Origin of the sequence: Amycolatopsis sp. La24, assembly GCF_029087445.1 — a bacterium.
In the GTDB taxonomy this organism is placed as follows: domain Bacteria; phylum Actinomycetota; class Actinomycetes; order Mycobacteriales; family Pseudonocardiaceae; genus Amycolatopsis; species Amycolatopsis nivea.
The window spans coordinates 37,839-58,099 of record NZ_JARACH010000060.1; the positions used below are offsets into that span (position 1 = coordinate 37,839).

General features: G+C 68.9%; 16 protein-coding genes. 4 read left to right on the forward strand and 12 right to left on the reverse strand.

The features are described 5' to 3' along the window. Nucleotides 1–165: 165 nt before the first annotated feature. The gene (locus PUT80_RS36945) at nucleotides 166–993 is read right to left on the reverse strand and encodes a helix-turn-helix transcriptional regulator (protein WP_275294891.1); all 828 of its coding nucleotides are present in this window, start codon (nucleotides 991–993) and stop codon (nucleotides 166–168) included. Between the two features lie 78 nt (nucleotides 994–1,071). Between PUT80_RS36945 and PUT80_RS36950 the strand changes: the two genes are divergently transcribed. From PUT80_RS36950 to PUT80_RS36965, 4 genes are all read left to right on the forward strand, one after another. After that, on the forward strand, nucleotides 1,072–1,812 hold the full coding sequence (locus tag PUT80_RS36950; protein ID WP_134667796.1) for an SDR family oxidoreductase: 741 nt from the start codon (nucleotides 1,072–1,074) through the stop codon (nucleotides 1,810–1,812). A 27-nt stretch (nucleotides 1,813–1,839) separates the two neighbouring features. Then, nucleotides 1,840–2,580: a glucose 1-dehydrogenase gene (locus tag PUT80_RS36955; protein ID WP_134728701.1), complete on the forward strand. Its 741-nt coding sequence runs from the start codon at nucleotides 1,840–1,842 to the stop codon at nucleotides 2,578–2,580. A gap of 31 nt (nucleotides 2,581–2,611) precedes the next feature. Further along, a complete protein-coding gene (locus tag PUT80_RS36960; RefSeq protein WP_275294892.1) occupies nucleotides 2,612–2,959 on the forward strand; it encodes a BlaI/MecI/CopY family transcriptional regulator in 348 nt (115 codons plus the stop codon). A gap of 96 nt (nucleotides 2,960–3,055) precedes the next feature. After that, nucleotides 3,056–4,246, forward strand: coding sequence for an Ig-like domain-containing protein (locus tag PUT80_RS36965; protein WP_275294893.1), 1,191 nt, complete (start codon nucleotides 3,056–3,058; stop codon nucleotides 4,244–4,246). 52 nt (nucleotides 4,247–4,298) lie between these two features. Here PUT80_RS36965 and sbnA read toward each other — a convergent pair whose 3' ends face one another. From sbnA to PUT80_RS37020, 11 genes are all read right to left on the reverse strand, one after another. Further along, nucleotides 4,299–5,273 carry a 2,3-diaminopropionate biosynthesis protein SbnA gene (gene sbnA, locus PUT80_RS36970; protein ID WP_134667800.1) on the reverse strand — a complete coding sequence of 325 codons (975 nt, stop codon included), beginning with the start codon at nucleotides 5,271–5,273 and terminating at the stop codon, nucleotides 4,299–4,301. 41 nt (nucleotides 5,274–5,314) lie between these two features. Next, complete coding sequence (gene sbnB / locus PUT80_RS36975) at nucleotides 5,315–6,382, reverse strand: 2,3-diaminopropionate biosynthesis protein SbnB (RefSeq protein WP_238605558.1); 1,068 nt, start codon at nucleotides 6,380–6,382, stop codon at nucleotides 5,315–5,317. Further along, complete coding sequence (locus PUT80_RS36980) at nucleotides 6,379–7,392, reverse strand: TauD/TfdA family dioxygenase (protein WP_051728773.1); 1,014 nt, start codon at nucleotides 7,390–7,392, stop codon at nucleotides 6,379–6,381. The genes sbnB and PUT80_RS36980 overlap by 4 nt, the downstream gene beginning before the upstream one ends. A gap of 35 nt (nucleotides 7,393–7,427) precedes the next feature. Further along, nucleotides 7,428–9,911, reverse strand: a complete 2,484-nt coding sequence (locus tag PUT80_RS36985) for an amino acid adenylation domain-containing protein (protein WP_275294894.1) — start codon at nucleotides 9,909–9,911, stop codon at nucleotides 7,428–7,430. A 32-nt stretch (nucleotides 9,912–9,943) separates the two neighbouring features. Continuing rightward, nucleotides 9,944–12,445 carry a Pls/PosA family non-ribosomal peptide synthetase gene (locus tag PUT80_RS36990; RefSeq protein ID WP_275294895.1) on the reverse strand — a complete coding sequence of 834 codons (2,502 nt, stop codon included), beginning with the start codon at nucleotides 12,443–12,445 and terminating at the stop codon, nucleotides 9,944–9,946. Nucleotides 12,446–13,521: 1,076 nt separating this feature from the next. Further along, nucleotides 13,522–14,109: a nitroreductase family protein gene (locus PUT80_RS36995; protein ID WP_275294896.1), complete on the reverse strand. Its 588-nt coding sequence runs from the start codon at nucleotides 14,107–14,109 to the stop codon at nucleotides 13,522–13,524. 1,102 nt (nucleotides 14,110–15,211) lie between these two features. Further along, nucleotides 15,212–15,595 (reverse strand): Lsr2 family protein, encoded by a 384-nt coding sequence (locus PUT80_RS37000; protein WP_043839812.1) that lies wholly within the window; start codon nucleotides 15,593–15,595, stop codon nucleotides 15,212–15,214. Nucleotides 15,596–15,724: 129 nt separating this feature from the next. Continuing rightward, complete coding sequence (locus PUT80_RS37005; RefSeq protein WP_275294897.1) at nucleotides 15,725–16,975, reverse strand: bifunctional 3,4-dihydroxy-2-butanone-4-phosphate synthase/GTP cyclohydrolase II; 1,251 nt, start codon at nucleotides 16,973–16,975, stop codon at nucleotides 15,725–15,727. A 119-nt stretch (nucleotides 16,976–17,094) separates the two neighbouring features. Further along, a complete protein-coding gene (locus PUT80_RS37010) occupies nucleotides 17,095–17,532 on the reverse strand; it encodes a MarR family transcriptional regulator (protein WP_275294898.1) in 438 nt (145 codons plus the stop codon). Then, nucleotides 17,525–18,685, reverse strand: coding sequence for an MFS transporter (locus tag PUT80_RS37015; RefSeq protein ID WP_275294899.1), 1,161 nt, complete (start codon nucleotides 18,683–18,685; stop codon nucleotides 17,525–17,527). Before PUT80_RS37015 ends, PUT80_RS37010 begins: the two co-directional genes overlap by 8 nt. 59 nt (nucleotides 18,686–18,744) lie before the next feature. Then, complete coding sequence (locus tag PUT80_RS37020) at nucleotides 18,745–19,428, reverse strand: FadR/GntR family transcriptional regulator (RefSeq protein WP_275294900.1); 684 nt, start codon at nucleotides 19,426–19,428, stop codon at nucleotides 18,745–18,747. Nucleotides 19,429–20,261: the final 833 nt, after the last annotated feature.

Here is a 20,261-nt window from a genome sequence, read left to right on the forward strand (position 1 = left end):
GGAAGAAGTAGCGAACGCGTCGTGGCGGGTCCCGCCGACGCCATCGACTGCGGGCCGATCGACCAATCCCAGGCGAACCAGCCGAGGCACCCACGCGAACGCCCCCGCGCCTCCGGGCCGCCCGCCGGTTCGCCGCCAACTCCACGCGCGGCTACCAGATCTCGTTCACGGCATGCCCGCGCCCGGACGCACCCGCAACGGAACACTCCGCAGCAACGACAGCGCTTCAGCACTGGGACTGCCCGGCTCAGCCTGATAGACAATCAACTGCTGCCCAGCCGCCCCGCGCACGTCGAATGCCTGGTAGGTCAGCGTCAGCGGCCCGACCGCCGGATGGACGAGTTGCTTGGGCTCTCGAGTCTTCCCCCGCACCTGATGGGTTTCCCACAGCGTCCGGAACCGCGAACTGCCCTCGCTGAGTTCCGCGACCAAGCGCGGCAGGGCCGGGTCTCCCGCCGCGGCGCGCAGGTTTGCCACAGTGGCTTGGGCCGTCCATTCCCAGCGGGCGAAGAACTGCGGACCCGCCTGGTCGAGGAAGGTCATGCGGGCCAGGTTGTCGGCCGCGGTGAAGGGGGAGAACAGGGCGTCGGCGAGGGTGTTCGCCGCGAGAATGTCCAGGACGCGGTTGAGCACGAACGCGGGTGCGTGCGGATAGCTGTCCATGAGCTGCCGCAGTTCCGGGCTTACGGTTTGGGGCGCCGGGGAAAGCAGGTCGGACGGGGTGGCGCCGGCGAGGCGGTACAGGTGTTCGCGGGCGTCGGGGTCCAGGTCCAGTGCGCGGCTGAGGGCGTCGAGCACCTGCGGTGACGGGCGGGTTTCCCGGCCCTGTTCCAAGCGCGCGTAGTAGTCGACGTTCACCCCGGCGAGCACGGCGACTTCCTCGCGGCGCAGGCCCGCGACCTTGCGTCGGCCGGAATAGCGCACGTCGGCGTCCTCCGGGGAGCGTTGCGCGCGGCGTGCTCGCAGGAAGTCGCCCAGTTCCGTACTGCCCATGCGAACCAGGGTAGGCGGCGGCTGGGTGGGTGTGGCACGTCCTGTCAGCGAGGTCCGCCGACGCTGAGACTGGGCGGCATGACGAACGAACTGGCGGGCAAGATCGCCCTGGTCACGGGGGCCGCGCGCGGGGTCGGCGCGGCGACGGTCGCTTGGCTGCGTGCGCACGGGGCACGAGTGCTGGCGACGGACATCCGGCCCGAAGTGGAACGGCTCGCCGATAAGGACGGCGTGGCGGTGCTGGTCGGCGATGTGTCCGAAGAGGACGTTGCGGTGCGGTCGGCGCTCAAAGCGGTGGAACAGTTCGGCGGGCTCGACATTCTGGTCGCGAATGCGGGGCGTTCGGTGAACAAGCCGGTCACCGAGACGACCGCGGCGGACTGGGACGAGGTGATGTCCGTCAATGCGCGCGGAGCGTTTTTGCAGGCGCGAGAGGCATTCCGAGTAATGCGCGACAACGGCGGGGGAGCGATCGTCACGGTCGGCTCGTTCGCCAGCACGGTGGGGCTGGCCGAGGCGGCAGCGTACAGCGCGTCGAAAGGAGCGTTGGCGCAATTGACAAAGGTGCTCGCATTGGAAGGCGCTCCGCACGGAATTCGCGCGAACGTGGTCGCTCCCGGCGTGATCGAAACAGATCTGCTCGACACTTTCCGCGCCGACAGCCGGGCGTATCTGCGGTCGTTCGGCACTGCCCATCCGCTCGGCCGGGTCGCGCAGCCGGAAGAAATCGCTGAGGTGATCGGCTTTTTGGCGTCGCCGCGGTCCGCGTTCGTCACCGGCGCGGTCGTCGCCGCCGACGGCGGCTACACCGCGGCCTGATATCCCTCCGACGAAAGGAAATATCTTATGCGGCTCAACGGAAAAGTCGTGCTGCTCACCGGAGCGACCGGCGGCATAGGCCAAGCCACCGCGGAACTGTTCGCCCGGGAGGGAGCCAGCCTGGTCGTCACCGACGTCGACTACGAAGCAGTGCGGAAACTCGCGGCACGGCTGGAGACCGACGTGCTGGCCGACCGGCTGGACGTGTCCTCGCCGGAAAACTGGCGCGAAACCGTCGAACGGACCCGGCAGCGGTTCGGCCGCCTCGACGTGCTGGTCAACGTCGCGGGAATCGTGGACTGGCCGGGCATCGAGGAGACGGCCCCGGACGCCTGGGACCGGGTGATCGCGGTCAACCAGACCGGGACCTGGCTCGGGATGAAGACCGCGATGCCGCTGCTGCGCGCCTCCGGCAACGGATCGGTGGTCAACACCTCCTCGGTGCTGGGCCTGGTCGGCAGCGGCGCGGCCGCCGCGTACCAGGCGTCCAAAGGGGCGGTGCGGCTGCTGACCAAGACCGCCGCGGTCGAGTACGCGACGCGCGGCGTCCGGGTCAATTCGGTGCACCCGGGGGTCATCGCGACGCCGATGATCCAGGACCTGCTCGACGAACAGGGCGACCAGCAGCCCGACATCGTCCGCACGCCGATGCGCCGCGCGGGCAGCCCGGCCGAGGTCGCGCACGCGATGCTCTTCCTGGCCAGTGACGAATCCTCGTTCGTCACTGGAACCGAACTGGTCGTCGACGGCGGGCTCACCGCGTACTGACACCGGACCGGCGCGCCCTAGGATGCGGGGCGTGCAGGGACTGGACGAGCTGGAATCGGCGGCTATGGACGTCCTGTGGCGGGCGGGAGACGCGCGCACGGTCCGCGAAGTGCTGGAGGAGCTGAACCGGGACCTCGCCTACACGACGGTGCTCACCGTGCTCGACCATCTGCACAGCAAGGGCTGGGTGGAACGCGAGAAACGCAGCCGCGCCTACTGCTACACGCCGGTGTCGTCGCGAGAGGAAGCAGCCGCCCGCGCGATGCGGAACCTGCTCGCCGACGCGGGCGATCCCGAGGGCGTGCTGCTGCATTTCGCGCGGTCGGCGTCCGAGCGCGAGCGGGAGGCGCTGCGGCGCGGGCTGCGGCAGCATTCGTGACCTGGGTCTCCCTGTCCGGACACCACCGCCGGGCAGCGGCTCCCGCCCTGCTCCGCGCCTGACCGGTATGACTACTATGTCCGGTAGTAATCGCGAATGGGGGCTGGTCAGGTGCTGGGGCGGAAAACGCAGATCATCGCGGGGATCCTCGCCGGGCTGGCGCTGACGGCGGCGTGCACGTCCGCACCGGCTCCCGGTCCCGCCGCGGGCAACGACCAGAAGACCAGCGCCGCGCCGGCGGTGCCCGCGACCCTCGACCTCGGTCCCAAGGACGGCTCGAACGACGTCGCGCCCGGCGAACCCGTCACCGCGGTGGCCGGCGGGTCCACGCTCAGCGAGGTCACCCTCGCGGCGGCGGACGGCGCTCCGGTGCCCGGCGAGATGGACGCCGCGAAGCAGCGCTGGACCAGCAGCAAGCCCCTGGACTACCGCACGAAGTACACGCTCACCGCGCGCTCCGTCGGCGCGGACGGCAACCCGGTGACCCGCACGAGCACCTTCACCACCGCGACCGCCAAGGCGCAGGCGTATCCGTCGGTGATCCCGCTCGACGGCGAGACCACCGGCGTCGGCATGCCGATCACGATCAAGTTCTCCGCGCCGGTCGCGGACAAGGCCGCCGCCGAGAAGATGCTCACCGTCACCTCCGACAAGCCCGCCACCGGGGCGTGGCGCTGGTTCGGCGACGACGAGGTGCACTACCGCACCAAGGAATACTGGCCCGCGTACTCCACGGTCACCCTCGACATCAAGATCGCCGGCCGCGCGCTCGGCAACGGCGTGTTCGGCAAGGCCGACCGCAAGATCAGCTTCAAGACCGGCCCGGCGATCATCTCGAAGGTGTCGGACAAGGAAAAGCAGATGCGGACGTACAAGGACGGCCAGCTCGTCCTGACGTCCCCGGTCAGCCTCGGCAAGCCGTCCGCGCGCAGCGTTTCCGGCACGATGCTGATCATGACCGTGCAGTCGCCGTACACCATGGACTCCAGCACGTACGGCGTGCCCACCGACGCGCCGGGCGGCTACCGCACCACGGTCAAGTACGCGCTGCGGCTCACCAACTCGGGACAGTTCCTGCATTCCGCGCCGTGGTCGGTCCGGCAGCAGGGGCACACCAACACCTCGCACGGCTGCCTCAACGTCAGCGTCGACAACGCGAAGTGGTTCTACGAGAACTCCCATCGCGGCGACGTCGTGGTGGTGACCGACACCGGCGTGGACCTCAAACCGGGCGACGGCTGGACCGACTGGCGCTTCAGCTGGGACGAATGGCAGAAGAAGGTCTGACCCCGCCGGGGTGCGGCGCGCCGGGGGATGCCGATGCGCCGCCCCGCGCGGCTCAGACGGACTGCCGGGGCCGCGGCGAAAGCACGTCCTCTCCGTAGATGCCCTGCAGCCAGTTGGTCTGGTAGATCGTGTCGAGGTAGCGCTCGCCGAGGTCGGGGGCGACGGCCACCGCGGTCAGGTGGTGCGCGTCGTGTTCCGACAGCCAGCTGGTGGCGCCGCTGACCACCGTCCCGGTCGAGCCGCCGAACAGGAATCCGTTGCGTGCCAGCCGGTGGCACGCCCGGACCGAATCCGGTTCCTCGACCAGCACCACGTCGTCCACATAGGACTCGTCGAGGATCGCCGGGCGCACGCTGGTGCCCAGCCCGGGCAGCATCCGCCTGCCCGCCGGGCCGCCGAAGGTCACCGAGCCGACGCTGTCGATCGCGACGATCCGCACCGGCCGGTGCCATTGCCGGAAGAACCGCGCGCAGCCCATCAGGGTGCCCGTGGTGCCCGCGCCGACGAACAGCACGTCGAGATTCGGGAACGCGGCGGCGATTTCCGGCCCGGTGCGGTGGAAATGCGCTCCCCAGTTGTCCGGATTGGTGTACTGGTTGAGCCACACGTAGCGCTCGTCGGACGCGCACAGCATGCGCACGTGACCGATGCGCGCCCCGAGGAAGCCGCTTTCCGGATCAGGTTCGGTGATGATGTGCACCTCGTTGCCGAGCGCCTCGATCGCGCGGCGCGTCGCCAGGTTGCAGCGGGAATCGGTGACGCACAGGAACTTGTACCCCCGGCTGGCCGCGATCATGCTCAGCGCGACGCCGAGGTTGCCCGACGACGATTCGACGATGATCGAGCCCGGCCGCAGCAGGCCGTCGCGTTCGGCCGCGTCGACCATTTCGGTCGCGGCCTTCAGCTTGATGGAACCGGCGAAGTTGAACCCCTCGCATTTGAGGTAGAGCGAGTAGCCGAAACTCCAGCGGAGGTCGACGTACAGCGCCTCCTCGTTGAAAGCTTCGGGAACGGTGATGACACGCACAGTTTTCTCCCCTTCAGGCACAGCTCAGTGGCGGACGGCGCTCAGCCATACCGGCGCAGTTCGTGGAAAAAGTCCTCGATGACGTGCAGTCCGCCGGCGTCGGACACTCTCTCGTGGACGAAGGCCCCGACCGCGAGGTCGAGGACGCCGAGCCCGAACGGGGAGAAGATCAGCGGCCGGTCGGCGGGCGGGCTGACCCGGCCCGAGAGCACGTCGTCGAGGGTGCCGAGCAGGAAGTCCCGGCTGCCGGTGCGCTGCTCCACCAGATGCGGCGACGTGTTGGCTTTGAGGCAGTGGTCGACGTCGTCGACGAGGTTCGCCGACGCCAGCAGGATTTCCGGGGCCAGGTCGCGCAGGGACACGTGCAAGACCAGCGGATTGTGCGAGAACCACGAGGGATCGTGCACGTGCGGTTCGCCGGCGATGGTCGCGAAGACCACCAGTTCGCTGTCGCGGATCAGGCCTTCGGCGGTCTCGTGGACGCTGATCTCGCCGGTGAAGCCGGACTGCTCCAGGTAGCCGCGGAATCCGGCGGCGCTGTCCGGGTGCAGGTCGTGCACGTTGATCTCGTCGAATTCCCAGCCGGTCCCGGCGAGGAAGGTGTGGATGTAGCGGGCGATCAGGCCGACGCCGAAGAATCCGACGCGCCGGGGCCGCTGCCGGGTCCGGCTGAGCCAGTCGGCGGCGAGCGCGGCGGACGCGGCGGTCCTGGTCGCGCTGATGATGGAGCTTTCCAGGCAGGCGAACGGATAACCGGTCGCGAGGTCGTTCAGGATCAGCACCGCCGACGCCCGCGGGATCCCGGCGGCGACGTTGCCCGGGAAACTGGAGATCCACTTCAGGCCCGCGACATTGGTCTTCCCGCCGAGCGAGGCGGGCAGGGCGATGATCCGGTCGGCCGGACGGTCGGGGAAGCGCAGGAAATAGGACGGCGGGTTGACCGAATCGCCGGAGCCGTGCACCCGGTACGCGGTCTCCACGAGGTCGACGACCTCGCGTTCGCGCCCGGCCAGCGCCTGCTGGACCTGGGCGCCGGAAATCACCGCGAACGGCGGCACGGCGACCGGGTCCGCCGAAGCGGATCCGGCGGTGAAGGATTGCGTGGTCACTGATTTTTCCCCTCAGACGCGAGCGAGCAATCGGAAAGCCGCACCGGATCGGCCAGCCCGACAAGCACCTCGCGCGGGCCCTCGTAGGCGTCCCGGCTGTGCGCGATGCGGACGTTGTCGACCAGCAGCAGATCGCCTGCCTGCCACGGTTCGCGCACGGTGTGTTCCTCGTACACCTCGTTGAGCAGCTGCACGACGTCCTCGCCGATCGGGTCGCCGTTGCCGAAGCGCGTGTTGAACGGCAGGCCGTCGGCCCCGTAGATGTCGACCAGGTACTCGTGCACCTCGGGGGCCATCGTCCACTCGTTGAGGAAGGCGATCTGGTTGAACCAGCAGGGCCTGCCGGTGACCGGATGCCCGACGATCGCGTCGCGGCGCTGCCGGGTGCGCAGGCCGCCGTCGGGCTGCCACTCGAACTCGATCCGGTTGGCGCGGCAGTACTCCTCGATCGCGGAGCGGTCCTCGGTGCCGAACGCCTCGGCGACCGACGCCCCGATCTCGTCGTTGAAGCTGCGGGTGAGCAGCCAGCCGTCGCGTTCGAACCGCGCGCGCAGGTCGGCGGGCAGCGAGGCCAGCACGGCGGTGGAATCGCTGACCCCGGTGACCCCGCCCGACGACGGCGGGCTGACGCAGGCGAACAGCAGCAGTCCCGGGAATTCCAGGGTGTAGCTGAGTTCGTGGTGCATGCACATCGGCTGGTTCGGCGGCCATTCGGTCGAGGAGTGCACCCCGCCGGGATAGGTCGTGCGGGGCGCGAAGGCCTCGCGCTCGGTCGTCAGCAGGTCGGTCAGCCGCCCGAACACGGCCGCGACCGCGGTCCGTTCGGCCAGCCCGAGACCGCGGACGAGCACCGCGCCGTGTTCGGCGACGAGTCTTCGCACGGTCTCCCGGTGCGTGCTCGCCCAGCCGGCCGGGTCGCCGCCCGCCTCGGCCCGCAGCACCGCGGGCAGCCCGGGAGAGAAATCCGGCTCGGGCGGGGACGTCTTCGGCAGGAATTGGGACAACGACATCGGGGAATCCTTTCGATTTCCGCGGTTCGCGTGGGTCAGGAGTTTCCGGAAGCGGGGGACCGGCTGTCGATCAGCGCGGCCAGGTCGGCGAGCACGGGGTGCTTGGCGACGTCCTTGATCGAGACCGCGCGGTCGAGCGCGATCGCCAGCTTCACCGCGGACAGCGACGTGCCGCCGCGGTCGAAGAAATGGTCCCGGCGGCCGACCTGGCCGGCCCGGATGCCGAGCACGTCCGCCCAGGCCGCGGCGAGCCGCACTTCGGTGCCGGTGACCGGCTGGTCGCGGTCTTCGTCCGCGACGTCGAGCTCGGCGGCCAGCGCGGCGAGGTTCTTCTTGTCGATCTTCCCGTTGGCGGTCAACGGCAACTGCTCGCGCCAGTGGAACGCCGCGGGCAGCATGTACTCCGGCAGCGCGGTGCCGAGGTGCTCGCGCATCAGCTCGTGGTCGAGCTGGTCCGGACTGGAGTAGAACGCGACCAGCCGCTTGCCCTGCCCGCCGCGGTCGGCCACGACCACCGCGCCGTCGCGCACGCCGGGCACCTGCAGCAGCGTGTTCTCGATTTCGCCGATCTCGATGCGGAAACCGCGGATCTTGACCTGCGCATCGCGCCTGCCGAGGAATTCCAGCTTGCCCTCGGGCAGCCAGCGGCCGTGGTCGCCGCTGCGGTAGAGCCGGGCGTCCGGGCGGTGCGGGTCGGCGGTGAACGCCCGCGCGGTGCGTTCCGGGTCGTTGACGTAGCCGCGGCCCACGCACACCCCGGAGAACACGATTTCGCCGGGCGCGCCGAGCGGGACGGGGTCGAGCCGCTCGTCGACGACGTACACGCGCACGTTCTGCACCGGCGGCCCGAGCGGCACCCGCTCCCGGGTCGGCGCGCGGTCCATCACCTCGTGGTTGGTGTCGTCCGAGGTTTCGGTGAGGCCGTAGGCGTTGACCAGCTTGACGTCCGGCATCGTGGCGAACCACCGTTGCGCCAGCTCGGTTTTGAGCGCCTCGCCGGTCACCGACACGCACCGCAGGTCCGGCAGCGCGACCGGGTTCTTGTCCACCGCGGACAGCACGACCTCGAGGTAGGAGGGCACGACCTGCAGTACCGAAACCCCGCCGCTGCCGAGTTTGCCCACGAACCGGTCGGCGTCCAGGATCACGTCCTGTTCGATCAGCAGCGTGGTCCCGCCGACCAGCAGCGCGGAAACCAGCTGCCACAACGAGATGTCGAAGCACTGCGGCGCGACCTGCGCCACGACCGAATCCGCGGTGATGCCGAGGTCGTTGATCTTGGCGTAGAGATGGTTGACCATCCCGGCGTGCTCGCACATCGCGCCTTTCGGCTCGCCGGTGGAGCCCGAGGTGAAGTAGATGTAGGCGAGCTGGCTGGATTCGACGGCGACGCCTAGGTCGTCTTCGGAGTGGTTCTCCTCGTACGCGGCGTCCACGAACAAGGTGCGCACGCCGGGCAGCGATTCGACCGCCTTGCGGAGCGTCGTCGTGCTGCCCGGTTCGGTCAGCACCAGCTCGCAGTCGGCCCGGCGCAGCGTGGTCGCGATGCGGTCGGTCGGGAAATGCGGCTCGATCGGCAGGTAGACGCCGCCCGCCTTGAACACGGCGAGCACGGCGGCCATCCAGTCCAGATTGCGTTCGGTCACCACCGCGACGACGCCTTCGCGGCGCAGCCCGCGCGCGATCAGCGCCCGCGCCAGGCGGTTCGCGCGGCCGTTGAGCTCCCGGTACGTCCACTTCTGGTCGCCGTGCACCGCCGCGATCGCGTCCGGATTCCGGGCGACATTGCGCTGGAACAACTCGTGGCAGCGCAGGTCCGGTACTTCGACGTGCGGCCCGGCGAGCCCTTCCAACTGCAGTTTGAGCTCCGCGGCCGAGAGCAGGGTCGTTTCGCGGTGCGACGCGGTGACATCGGTGCGGATCTGGGTGAGCGCGCTCAGGTGGTAGCCGAGGATGCGTTCGGCGGCTTCGGAATCCAGCGCCTCGGTGCGGAAACGCAATCGCAGCGTCTCCAGGTCCGGCGAAACGTCCAGCCGCAGCACGGTGTCCCCGGCGAGGTCGCCGTCGGTGCCGGTCGGGTCGAAGACCGTCTCGAACGGCGGCGCGCCGATGCCGAGTTCGGCGCGCAGCTCGTCGACCGGGAAGTCCCGGAAGGCGAAAGTCTGCGCGTCGATTCCCGCGGTGTGCTCGATCAGCTCGCGCCAGGTGCCGGATCCGGTGCTGAGCCGGCAGGGCAGCGGCGCGCCGCCCGGCTCGGCGACGTAGCCGGTGCACACCTCGGTCTCACCCGACAGCGCGGCGAGGACCTTGGCGTGCGCGGCGAGCAGCACCGAGCTCAGCGGCACGCGCAGCTGCTCGGCCAGCAGCCGCAGCGCGGCCGCGAGCCCCCGGGGGACCGGCGTTTCGTGGTCGCCGATCGCGGAGCCGGCCTCCAGCGTCCAGCGCGGGACGCCGGTGCGGCCGCCGGCGGTGAGTACTTCGCGCCAATGCTCGCGAACCGCTCCCAGTCCGGTTCTCATGGGTCGTCCTTCCCGTGATTGTCGGTGGTCCGTCACGATCTCGCCGCCGGCTGACGGCGGTCCGCCCGGATCTCGTGCGCGGGGTTCCCGCCCCAGTGCGCGCGGTCCGGGACCTCAGTGCCCTTCATGAGGAAGGAATCGGGGGCGAGCGTCGACCCGTCGCCCATCGTCACGCCGTAATGCACCAGTGCGCCGACGCCGACCGTGCACCCGCTGCCGATGGAGATGCGGTCCATCTTGAACCCGCCGTCCTCCTGCGAATGGCACTGGACGACGGAGCCGACGTTCAACGTGACGTCGTCTCCCAGACGCACCAGCGTTTTCTCGATGATGCCCGCGCCGTCGTCGAACAGCCGCTTGCCGACCTTGATGCCCAGCAGCCGCCACAGCACGCCCTTGAACGGGGTCCCGTCGAGCACGCGCAGGTGGGCGTTCGTCGCCGCGGCTTTCCAGAACCGTTCCTGCCGCCAGAACCGCCGGTCGTAGATCGAGCAGGACAGCGGGCGCAGCGGCCGGACCAGCACGGTGATCCGTTCGAGGGCGACGAAGAAAACTGTGCTGTACACCAGGATGGCCAGCGTGTCGAGCGCGAACAGCGGGGCGCCGATCCGGTCGTAGTAGACGTCCGTGGCCCACGTCATCAGCAGCAGCCCGTAGAAAAACAGCCAGTGGGACAAGGCGTACAGCAGCATGCCCCCGGCGTTGTGCCGGTTCTTGGCGGCCAGCCTGCGCCGGAATTCCTCCGGGGTCTTCGGGTGGTCGAACTGGCTGTCGCGCCCCACCGAGCGCGGGATCTCGAAACTGGGGGAGCCGAGCAGCCCGACGCCCTCGCGCACCGGGCCGTCGAGCGGCACCAGGACCTTGGTGGCGAGCAGGCAGTTGTCCCCGGTCCTGGCGCCGGCGGGGTAGACGACGTGGTTGCCGAGGAAGTTCCGCCCCCCGACGCGCACCCGGGAAAGCCGGAAGGAGGTGCTGGTGTACTCGGCGTTGACCACCGAGAGCCCGTCGGCGACCATCGTGCCCGCCCCGGCCTCGAACAGGTACGGGTTCTCGAATTTCTCCTCGAGCCCGAAGTTGGACCCGGTCTGTTCTTTCTTGGAGACCTGGCAGCCCAGCGCGCGCAGGAAGTGCACGATGGCCGAGCTGTCGCCGAGCAGGGTCTTGAAGAACCGCAGGTTCGTGAGCACGCGGATGGCGCGGTGCGCGGTGTAGCGGAACGTGTAGAGGCGGTAGACCTCGCCGGGTTTGAGCGCCAGGTTCAGCAGGCGCGGGACCAGGGTGACGATGAGGAACCCGGTGAGCCGCAGGCCGAAGTACAGGATGAAGGAGACGACGAGGGCCTTCCAGTAGAACTTCGGGGAGGTGAAGTCCATGACGGCCGAGCCGAGGCCCATCGCCGGGCTGAGGTTCGGCAGCGTGTTCACCAGGAAGCTGAGCAGGCCGAGCACCAGCGGAGCCAGGAGGAGGACCGCGGTCAGCGTCTGGCGCACGGCGAAGAACGCCCGGCGGACGCTGCCGCAGGCGCGCGGCTCGACGCGCCGGTACTGCACGTCGGCGGGGACCGCGGGCACGCCGTGCCAGCTCTGCCCTTCCGGAACCGCCTGCCCGGCGTGCAGCGAGGAGGCGTGCCCGAGCTGGGCGTTGTCGCCGATCCTGGTCTCGATGTCGAGCACGGCCATCTCGCCGACGTACGCGTGCGCGCCGATCGCGACCGGCCCGGTCCGGATGAGCCCGTTCTGCGCGCGGTAGGTGGTGAAGTAGGTGTCCTTGCAGACCACCGCGCCTTCCCCGACGGTGAGCAGATCGGTGCACACCGGGACGAATCGCGAGAAAATCGTGACGCCCTTGCCGATTTTCGCGCCGAGCGCGCGCAGGTACAGCGAATAGAGCGGGGAGCCGACGAACAGCGGGACCAGCGGGTTCCGCTGCACGAGGGTCTTGACCGCCCAGAACCGCACGTACCCGAGGGTCCACACGCGGATCTCCGTCGGTTTCCAGCGGCCGACGAGGATCCATTTGAGCGCGATCGGAAGGGTGCACAGAACGGCCAGCACCATCGCGCCGAACCCGACCGCGCGCAGGTACTCGTCGAGCAGGCCGGTCCCGGCCACGATCCAGTCGGTACCCGCGCCGAGCACCTGGGCGACGAGCCAGGAATACGCCAGGAAGACCGCGAGCTGCAGGATTCCGCAGCCGAAGTATTCGAGCCCGCTCGCCCGCTTCGGCGGCGCCGCGGGGGCCGGGGCCGGCGCCTCGGCGGGGACCTCCTCGGTTTCGGACAAAGCGGAGACGAGACTGGCGATGGTCGGGTTCCGGTAAATGTCCTTGATGGAGACCGCGGGAAGATCGGCACGCTTGCGCACTCGCGCGCAGAACTGTGCCAGCACGAGCGAGTTGGCCCCGAGATCGGCGAAGAAGTTGCTGTCGACCGACACGTGTTCCTGCCCGGTGACATCGGCCATCACCTGGGCGAATGCTTCCTCGGTGTCGGGTGCCGGACCGGGGCGGGCGGTCGGGTACTCGGTGAGATCCATATTCCTAATGATCGGTGGATGTAACGCCGACGTAACCTACGGACGTCGGTGTTGACAATTTCGTGACCTGTTCGATGCGTGTCGCGGCTGACAAATACGGCACGGCTGGATATTGAGGTCTAGACCACGCGAACGGCCATTTATCTGGCAAAGAGGACTTATGCCGTGAATACCCTTTGTTTTTCAACAGCCAGTGGCAGCTGTCGACGGATCCGGGACGATCCGGCGAAGGGTTCCGGTGAAGTCTGATCGTCGTCGTGCGTTTACCGCAAACCGATCCTCCGCACGGGCGATGTTACCAGGATTTCCCTTCTTCCGGGGCTCGGATTACCCGGTCGGCGCACGCCGAACTGCTCCGCTGGGGTGAAATCCGTGGCACGAAGAGTGGTGCGAAGTCGCTGTCCGGAGGCGGTGTCCCGGCTCGTCGCGATCGTCTCGGGCGGCCGTCAAGGTTCCTTGGTCCTCGAATTCGGTGACATTCCGCGCCGGTCTGGAATATGCAAGTGCTGCTTCGCGGGATTGGTGGCACTTTCGAGGGAATTGCGGTCTTGTTCCCGGGGTTTATGCCAACAAGGTGAACCGTGCGGCAGACGGCCGGTGCGGTTGCGCTGTTCGGCCGAAACGATGTTGCTCCGGTGCGGTTTTCCGCGGGCGCGCCTCTGGGCGGCCGGTTCCGCCGGAAGCTCGCACCGGGGCTTTCCTGGATGAAAACGGCCAGGTGCGGTCTTTTCGCGCCCAGTGGCCGAGGTGAAGCGAAACGTCGGACTGATGACAGGAATTATGTCGCTTCTCGCGGCTTTCCGGCGCTCCCGAAACATTTTCGTGTTGTCCGGGTGTGCCCGCCCTGACATCCAGGCGACGCGGCGGTGCCCTTGCCCGGACAGGTGGAGACCCGCGGCCGCCTCAAGCCGCGCTCTCTGCGCGGCGGGCGGCCCTGTTCTCCCGTGCTGGAAAGATCAACTCAGGCCCTGCCGGCCGCCGCCGAGGTGTTCCTGAACCTCGACGACGGCGCAAGCCCGGTCCAGCGGCATCCAAAGTGGACGCTCAGAGTCTCCGGCTTCCCCTGGCGAGAAGGCTCACCATTGTCCGTAGTGGACAGTCTCGGTCTCCGGCTTTCGGCGGCGGGTAGCCGGGGAGGCGCCGGCGGAGATCTTGGCGTCGGCGTCGTGGCCGATGGCGATAGCGCCGATCGGTTCGTGGGTGTCGGGGATGCCGAACTCGGCACGCAGGTTGTCGAAATCCTCGGCGCCGATGCCGAAATACACCGCGCCGAGCCCCTCGTCGACCACCGTCTGCAGGATCAGCAGGACGGCCATGCCGGTGTCGATGTACCAGAACGGCACCGGCCAGTGGTCCTCGCTGCGGTCGGTCCAGCCCTTGTCCGGCTGGGCGTAGCGGTCGAGGTAGACGTCCTTCACCGAGAACGGGATCACGATCACGGGCGCGGCCTTGGTGTCGTCGCCCAGCGTCCAGGACTCGAGGGTGTCGGCGAACCGCCGCACATCGTCGCCCTGGAGCACCAGAAACGCCTGCCCCTGCGAAAACCCGGCGGACGGCCCGCGCAGCGCGTTGCGCATGATCCGGCGGATGCTCTCCTCGGCCACCGGTTCGTCGGTGAACTTGCGCACCATCCGCCTGCGCCGCACTACTTCCTGAAACTCCATGGTTGCCCCCTGTAACGGTGTTTTCGGGCAACTGTAGCGGCCTTCCGCTGCTCACGGTGAGATTTCGGCAGGCGAGAAGCCGGACGCGGCGGTCAGGCGAGCCGAGGAGAGGCCCCCGTCGACGGCGGCCGAGAAGGCCGCTTTGCGGGTGCGGACGAACGCGGCGCGGTGGATTTGGAGTCTCGACCGCGCTGCGACCGTTGCCGTTGCCGTTGCCGTTGCCGGTGACTGGGCCCAGGGCCGGTGAGGTGATGGGGCCCGGAACTGGTGAGGTGATGGGAGGTCGAGGCCGGTGGTGATGGCCCGGGGTGTCGTTATCGGCACGGGCAGCTGATGGCGGCGGTGCCGTCACCGGCACTGCGGGCCGGTGAGGTGATGGGACGGGGACCAGAGATGGGACGGGGGCCGTTGCCGGTGATGGGGAGGGTCGGCCGTGGTGTTCGCGAAACGTCCCGCCGGCAGCGATGCGCCCCAATGCGGCATTGGGTGCATCCCACGCACCGAACGCCACATTGGGTGCATCTGACGCACCCAATGCCACATTGGGGAGCTACCCGGCATCCACTCAACCGCGGCCTGCGCGCTACCCCTTCCGCGCAGTCGCGGCCTGCGCGCTACCCCATCCGCCCATCCGCCCAGCCGCGACCTGCGCTGCCTGCGATCCGCTCAACCGAGGCGTCATCCGCTCAGCGAGGTCCGCGCGCTGCCCGCCATCCACTCAATCGTGGCCCGCGCATTGATCTGGGCAGTGAGCCGGGCACGACCGCCGACCTGGCCGGTGCCGGAACCTGGCGCGCGGCTGCCGACTTGGCCGGGCACCGGAACCTGGCGCGCGACTGCCGACCTGGCCGGGTGCCGGAATCTGGGACACGGCCGCCGAACCGGCCGGGGGCCGGAACCTGAACTCGCCCGAGCCGAAAAACCCTCATTCGTTCCCACCCGGAAAACACCGCCCGGCCGGAGGCATTAGCCTGCGGCCGGGCGCGTGTTTTCTTCGTGCGCGGAGGACTGGGTTCCGGGCACCGGAACTCCGGCGGGGGAGCGAACGCCTCGTCCGGCCTTTCCCGAAATGATCAATCCGGAACCCGCCGAGCCCGGCCCCTTATTTCCCGGCGCGCTTTTTCGCGGTGCGCTTGCGGGGTTTCGGCTCCGGCTTCTGGCTTTCCTCGTAGGCGGCGATCACCTCGCGCGGGATGCGGCCGCGTTCGGCGATGGCCCAGTTGTTGTCCAGCGCCCACGTGCGGATCGCCTTGGAGCGTTCGCGTTCCTCGGCGGTCGGTGCTGCCGTGGCGCGCACGGTCGTCTTGCGGCCGCCGGTGCGGCGGGCGGCGGCGATGAACGTCGAGAGTTCGTCGCGCAGGGCGGCGGCGTTTTCGTCGGACAGGTCGATTTCGTACTGGACGCCGTCGAGTCCGAAGGGGACGGTCTGCCCGGCTTCGGACCCGTCGAGGTCGTCGATCATCTCGACGAGGACTTTCTGTGCCATCGCGGCGGCTCCTCCTGGAAACGGGACGTGGTCACCGCAGACCATAACAGGAGTCCACTGTGGCTGGTCGCCGGAGACAATGCGCGGCCGGCCGCGGGGGAGAACCGGCTGCCCGCCGGGGAACTAGAGTCAGGAAGTTTTCTGCTCCGGCACTGGATCGGTCAACGCGCCGAAGCGGTGGCCCATCCGGTCGCGTTTCGTGCGGAGGTAACGGAGGTTCTGCGGAGTTTCGACCGCGCGCAGCGAGACCTGCTCCACGATCCGCAGCCCGTATTCGCCGAGTCCGCGGTATTTCTCCGGGTTGTTGGTGATCAATCGCACTCTCCGGACGTCGAGATGGCCGAGGATCTGCGCCCCGGAATCATAGGAGCGGGAATCCACGGGCAGACCCTGCGCGACATTGGCGTCGACCGTGTCGAGACCCGATTCCTGCAGGGCGTACGCCTGGATCTTGTGCGCCAGCCCGATCCCGCGCCCCTCGTGGCCGCGCAGGTAAACGATCACCCCGCAACCCTCGTCGGCCACCGCGCGCATCGCTTGTTCGAGCTGGGTGCCGCAGTCGCAGCGCAACGAGCCCAGGATGTCGCCGGTCAGGCATTCGCTGTGCACCCGCACCAGCACGCCTCGCTCGGAGTGACTGGCCGCAGCGACGTCGCCCATGACGAGGGCGAGGTGTTCGGCTCCGTCCACTTCGGACCGGTACGCGACCGCGCGGAAATCGCCGAAGGCAGTCGGCATCGCGGCAGTCGCGACCGGTTCGACGAGCCGCTCGGTCCGGCGGCGATACCGGATCAGATCGGCGATCGCGACGACCGGCAGATCGTGTTCCGCGGCGAACGCTCGCACGCCGTCGTCGCGCAGCATTTCGCCGTCCGGGCCGATCAGTTCGCTGATGACGCCGACCGGTTCCCGACCAGCCAACTGAAGCAGATCGATGGCGGCTTCGGTGTGCCCGGCCCGGACGAGCACGCCGCCCTCTCGTGCCCGCAAAGGAAAGATGTGGCCCGGACGGCGAAGGTTACCGGGCGTCGTGGCCGGATCGGCCAGTGCGCGGCAGGTGAGCGTGCGAGCTGTCGCGGACACTCCGGTCCCGGCGTCCGTGTGATCCACGGAGACGGTGAACGCGGTGCCGTGCGCGTCCTTGTTCTCCGCCACCATCGGCGGGAGCGCGAGCGCGTCGGCTCGTTCCCCGGTCATCGGCGCGCACACGATTCCGGTGGTGTGCGCGACGAGGAAGGCCATCTGCTCGGCAGTGACACTGTCGGCCGCGAGCACGAGGTCGCCCTCGTTCTCCCGGTCGTGATCGTCGACGACCACGACCATCCGGCCTTCCTTGAGCGCGAACACGGCCGCGCGCACGCTGTCCGCGGTATCCAGCATGGCGAACCTCCCTGAATCTCGCCCGGAGTTACTACGTAATAACCATCGGAGCGAGCTGAACTGGAACTATCGACGTCTTAATGTTATCCGTCAATAACATCGAGCGGAAGAGGTTCTGCTCACTGGGCAGGGAGCACGCCCGACTGCCGGAGATCGCGGACGAAACATCCGAGCAGGTCCGCGAACCGCGCCCGGGCCTCCGGGGACCACGCGGCGAGAGCGTCGCCGACCTGCGTGGCCCGTCGTCGTCGTTCGAGGTCGAGGACCCGCCGTCCCGCGGCGGTGACGACCAGCGGGCTGGCCCGCCCGTCCTCGGGATCGGCCCGGCGTTCGACCAGTCCGGACCGCACCAGCCCGGCGACCTGGCGGCTGACCGTCGAAGGGTTCACGCCCAGCGCCGCGGCGATTTCCCCGGCCCGGGACGGACCGTCCTCGGCGAGCAGGGCCAGCAGCGGCAAGCGCATCGGCTCGTCCGGCGCTGCTTCCGCTCGCTTGACCAGCCGCGTCAGCAGGAGAAGCTGGCGGGTCACCTGGTCGGCGAGGTCGAGGTCAGACATCAGCGCGAACGTGCCGGTCGCGCCCGGCTCCGTATCCGGCGAAGACCATCACGACACTCAACGCGGTGAGCGCGACGAGCGCGCCGGACCAGCTTCCGGTGGCGTCGTGGAGGATGCCGAGCACCAGCGGCCCGGCCGCCGCGACCAGGTAGCCGATGGACTGTGCCATCCCGGCCAGCGCAGTCGTCTCGCTCGGACCGGTGGCGCGCTGGCTCTGGAAGCTGAGCGCCAGCACGAGACAGACCCCGCTGCCCAGCCCGAGCAACGTGCACCCGACGATCGCGATTCCGGGCGCCAGAAGAAGAATCGCGAACCCAGCCGCAGTGACCGCCGAGGCGGCGGCCGCCGGAACCCGCTGGTCGGCCCGGCCCCGGGTGAGCAGGGGCAGCACCATGCCGGTGGCGAGCGCGACGAGCTGGTAGTAGAACAGCATCCAGCCGGCCGCCGCGGTGCTCATGCCCTGCCCGATGAGGATGCTGGGCAGCCACGCGACGGCGGTGTAGAAAGCGAGCGATTGCAGGCCCATGAACAGGGAAACCTGCCATGCGAGCCAAGATCGCCACGGCGTCGGCGCGTGCGAACTGCCCGTCCGCGCCCCGGCATCCGGCCGCGAACCGCGCAGCCTCGGCAACCATCCCGCCAGCGCGGCCAACGCGACGACCACGCCCCAGCCCAGCGCGGAATGCCAGCCACCCGGCAATGCCCCCGCCAGCGGAACGGAAATCCCGGACGACACCGCCGCGACCACACCCATGACCGTGACGTAAAGCGCGCTGACAGCATGGATTCGCGAGGCTGGCACGTGAGCGCGAATCACCGTCGGCAGCAAGACATTCCCGACCGCAATCGCCGCGGACAGCAACACCGTCCCGATGAACAAACAGGCAACCGACGGCAGCGACCGAACCACTGTGCCCGCCGCCAGCACCGCCAGCGAAAGCACGAGCAACCGCGTAGACCCGATCCGATGCGAGACGCGCCCGACCAGCGGCGAAGTCACCGCGAACATCAACAACGGCAACGTATTCAACACGCCGCCCGCCGACGCAGGCAGCCCCGTGTCGTGTTCGATAGCAGGCAGCAACGTGCCGACGCCCGTCAACGTCACCCGCAGATTGGCGGCCACGAGAAGGATCGCGAGCAACAACCCCACGGACCACTCAGATTTGGTGACCGCTCTCTTCGCGACCGACGGCGCCTCAACTTCGGCCGTCACTTCTCCCGCTCCGCCCCGGCCCCGGTGAGCTTGACGATCTCGGCCGCGCAGTAACGCGCCCCGACCTCGTCCTGCGCAGCGATCGCGTCAATCAGCTGCCGGTGCAACCGAGCGTGCTCGTCGGCGGTTTCGTCAGTCCAAAGAGTGTCGCCGATCTGCTCGACAACGGACGCGCTGAGGACGTCGTACACCTCGGTAAGCAGGGAATTCCGGCCCGCGTTCACGACGGCCTGGTGAAAACGAACGTCCGCCTCGGCAGTCGTCCGGGTGTCGTCTCGCCTCCCGGACTCTTCGAGCAGATGCCGCAACTCGACGAGGTCGTCGTCACTGCGACGCACCGCAGCCAGCCCAGAGGCATACTCCTCCAGCACGGCCCGCAGTTCCAGCACGTCGCTCCGCCGAGAGGAATTGGCCCGCCGCATCAAGACGGACTGCATCTCACTGGACGCGCGGACGTACGTCCCGTCGCCGCGCCGAGCCTCCAGCAGCCCGAGATGCACCAGCGCGCCGAGGGCCTCCCGCACCGTCGTGCGCCCGACGCCAAGCTGCTTGACCAGGTCATTCTCCGCCGGAATCCGCATCCCGACGGGCCACTCCCCGGAGGCGATCTGCTCCCGCAAGGTGTCCACAAGCTGCGCGGCAAGACTGGCGACCCGATGGGGTGCCCGAAGATCGTTCATAAGGTGACCCTAACACCGAATGTCAGACATTTGAATGTGAGCAGGGTCGCCGGCTCTGATCCGCGGTGGTCCCAAGGTGCGTGAGGGGAACCCTCATTGACTCTGATTCCCTGGGGGTTCCCCTCACGGACGTTCTCGCGGGCCGTATCGCGCCCATCGGCCAGGGCAGCCCCGCGCACCGCGCTCGCGGAGGGTTCCACCCTTCCTGCGGCTGCGGGCGCGGTGGGGAGGTCCGTGAAGGGCTCCTTGAAGGAATCAGATTCCCTCAAGGAGCCCTTCACGGACCGCCTCGAGAGAGGGGCAGCCCGGCGGGTCTCCTCGGCTGGTACTCCGCGGGGCCTTGACCAGCACGGCTACCGCCGACCCACCGCACACCACGCAGCCGGGAAACCTCATTGGGGCAGTCAGCCCCACCGCCCAACCGTCAGGCACCGCGCTGCCGGAAACCTCATTGGTGGGCTAGTCCCACCGCCGGGCCGCCGCACATCGCACTGCTGGGGAAACCTCAGTGGGGCCGTGAGCCTCAGGGCCTGGCAGCCGAACATCGGACTGCCGGGAAACCTCATCGGTGTACAAGTTCTGCCACTCAACTGCCCATCGCCGCGCTGCCGGGGGAACTCGTTGCGGCACTAGCTCGGCCACCCAGCCACCGCCCACCGCGCTACCGGAAAGACCTCATTGGGGCGCGAGCCCCACCATCCAACCGCCGCCGTTGCACCCAAACCATCGAGGCGCCCAGCCCCTCCCGCGCACCCCGATACGAAGCCTCCCTGCGGTTCGGGGGTGCTTGTCAAGGCATCTTTCCCGCCTTGACAAGCACCCCCGAACCGTCA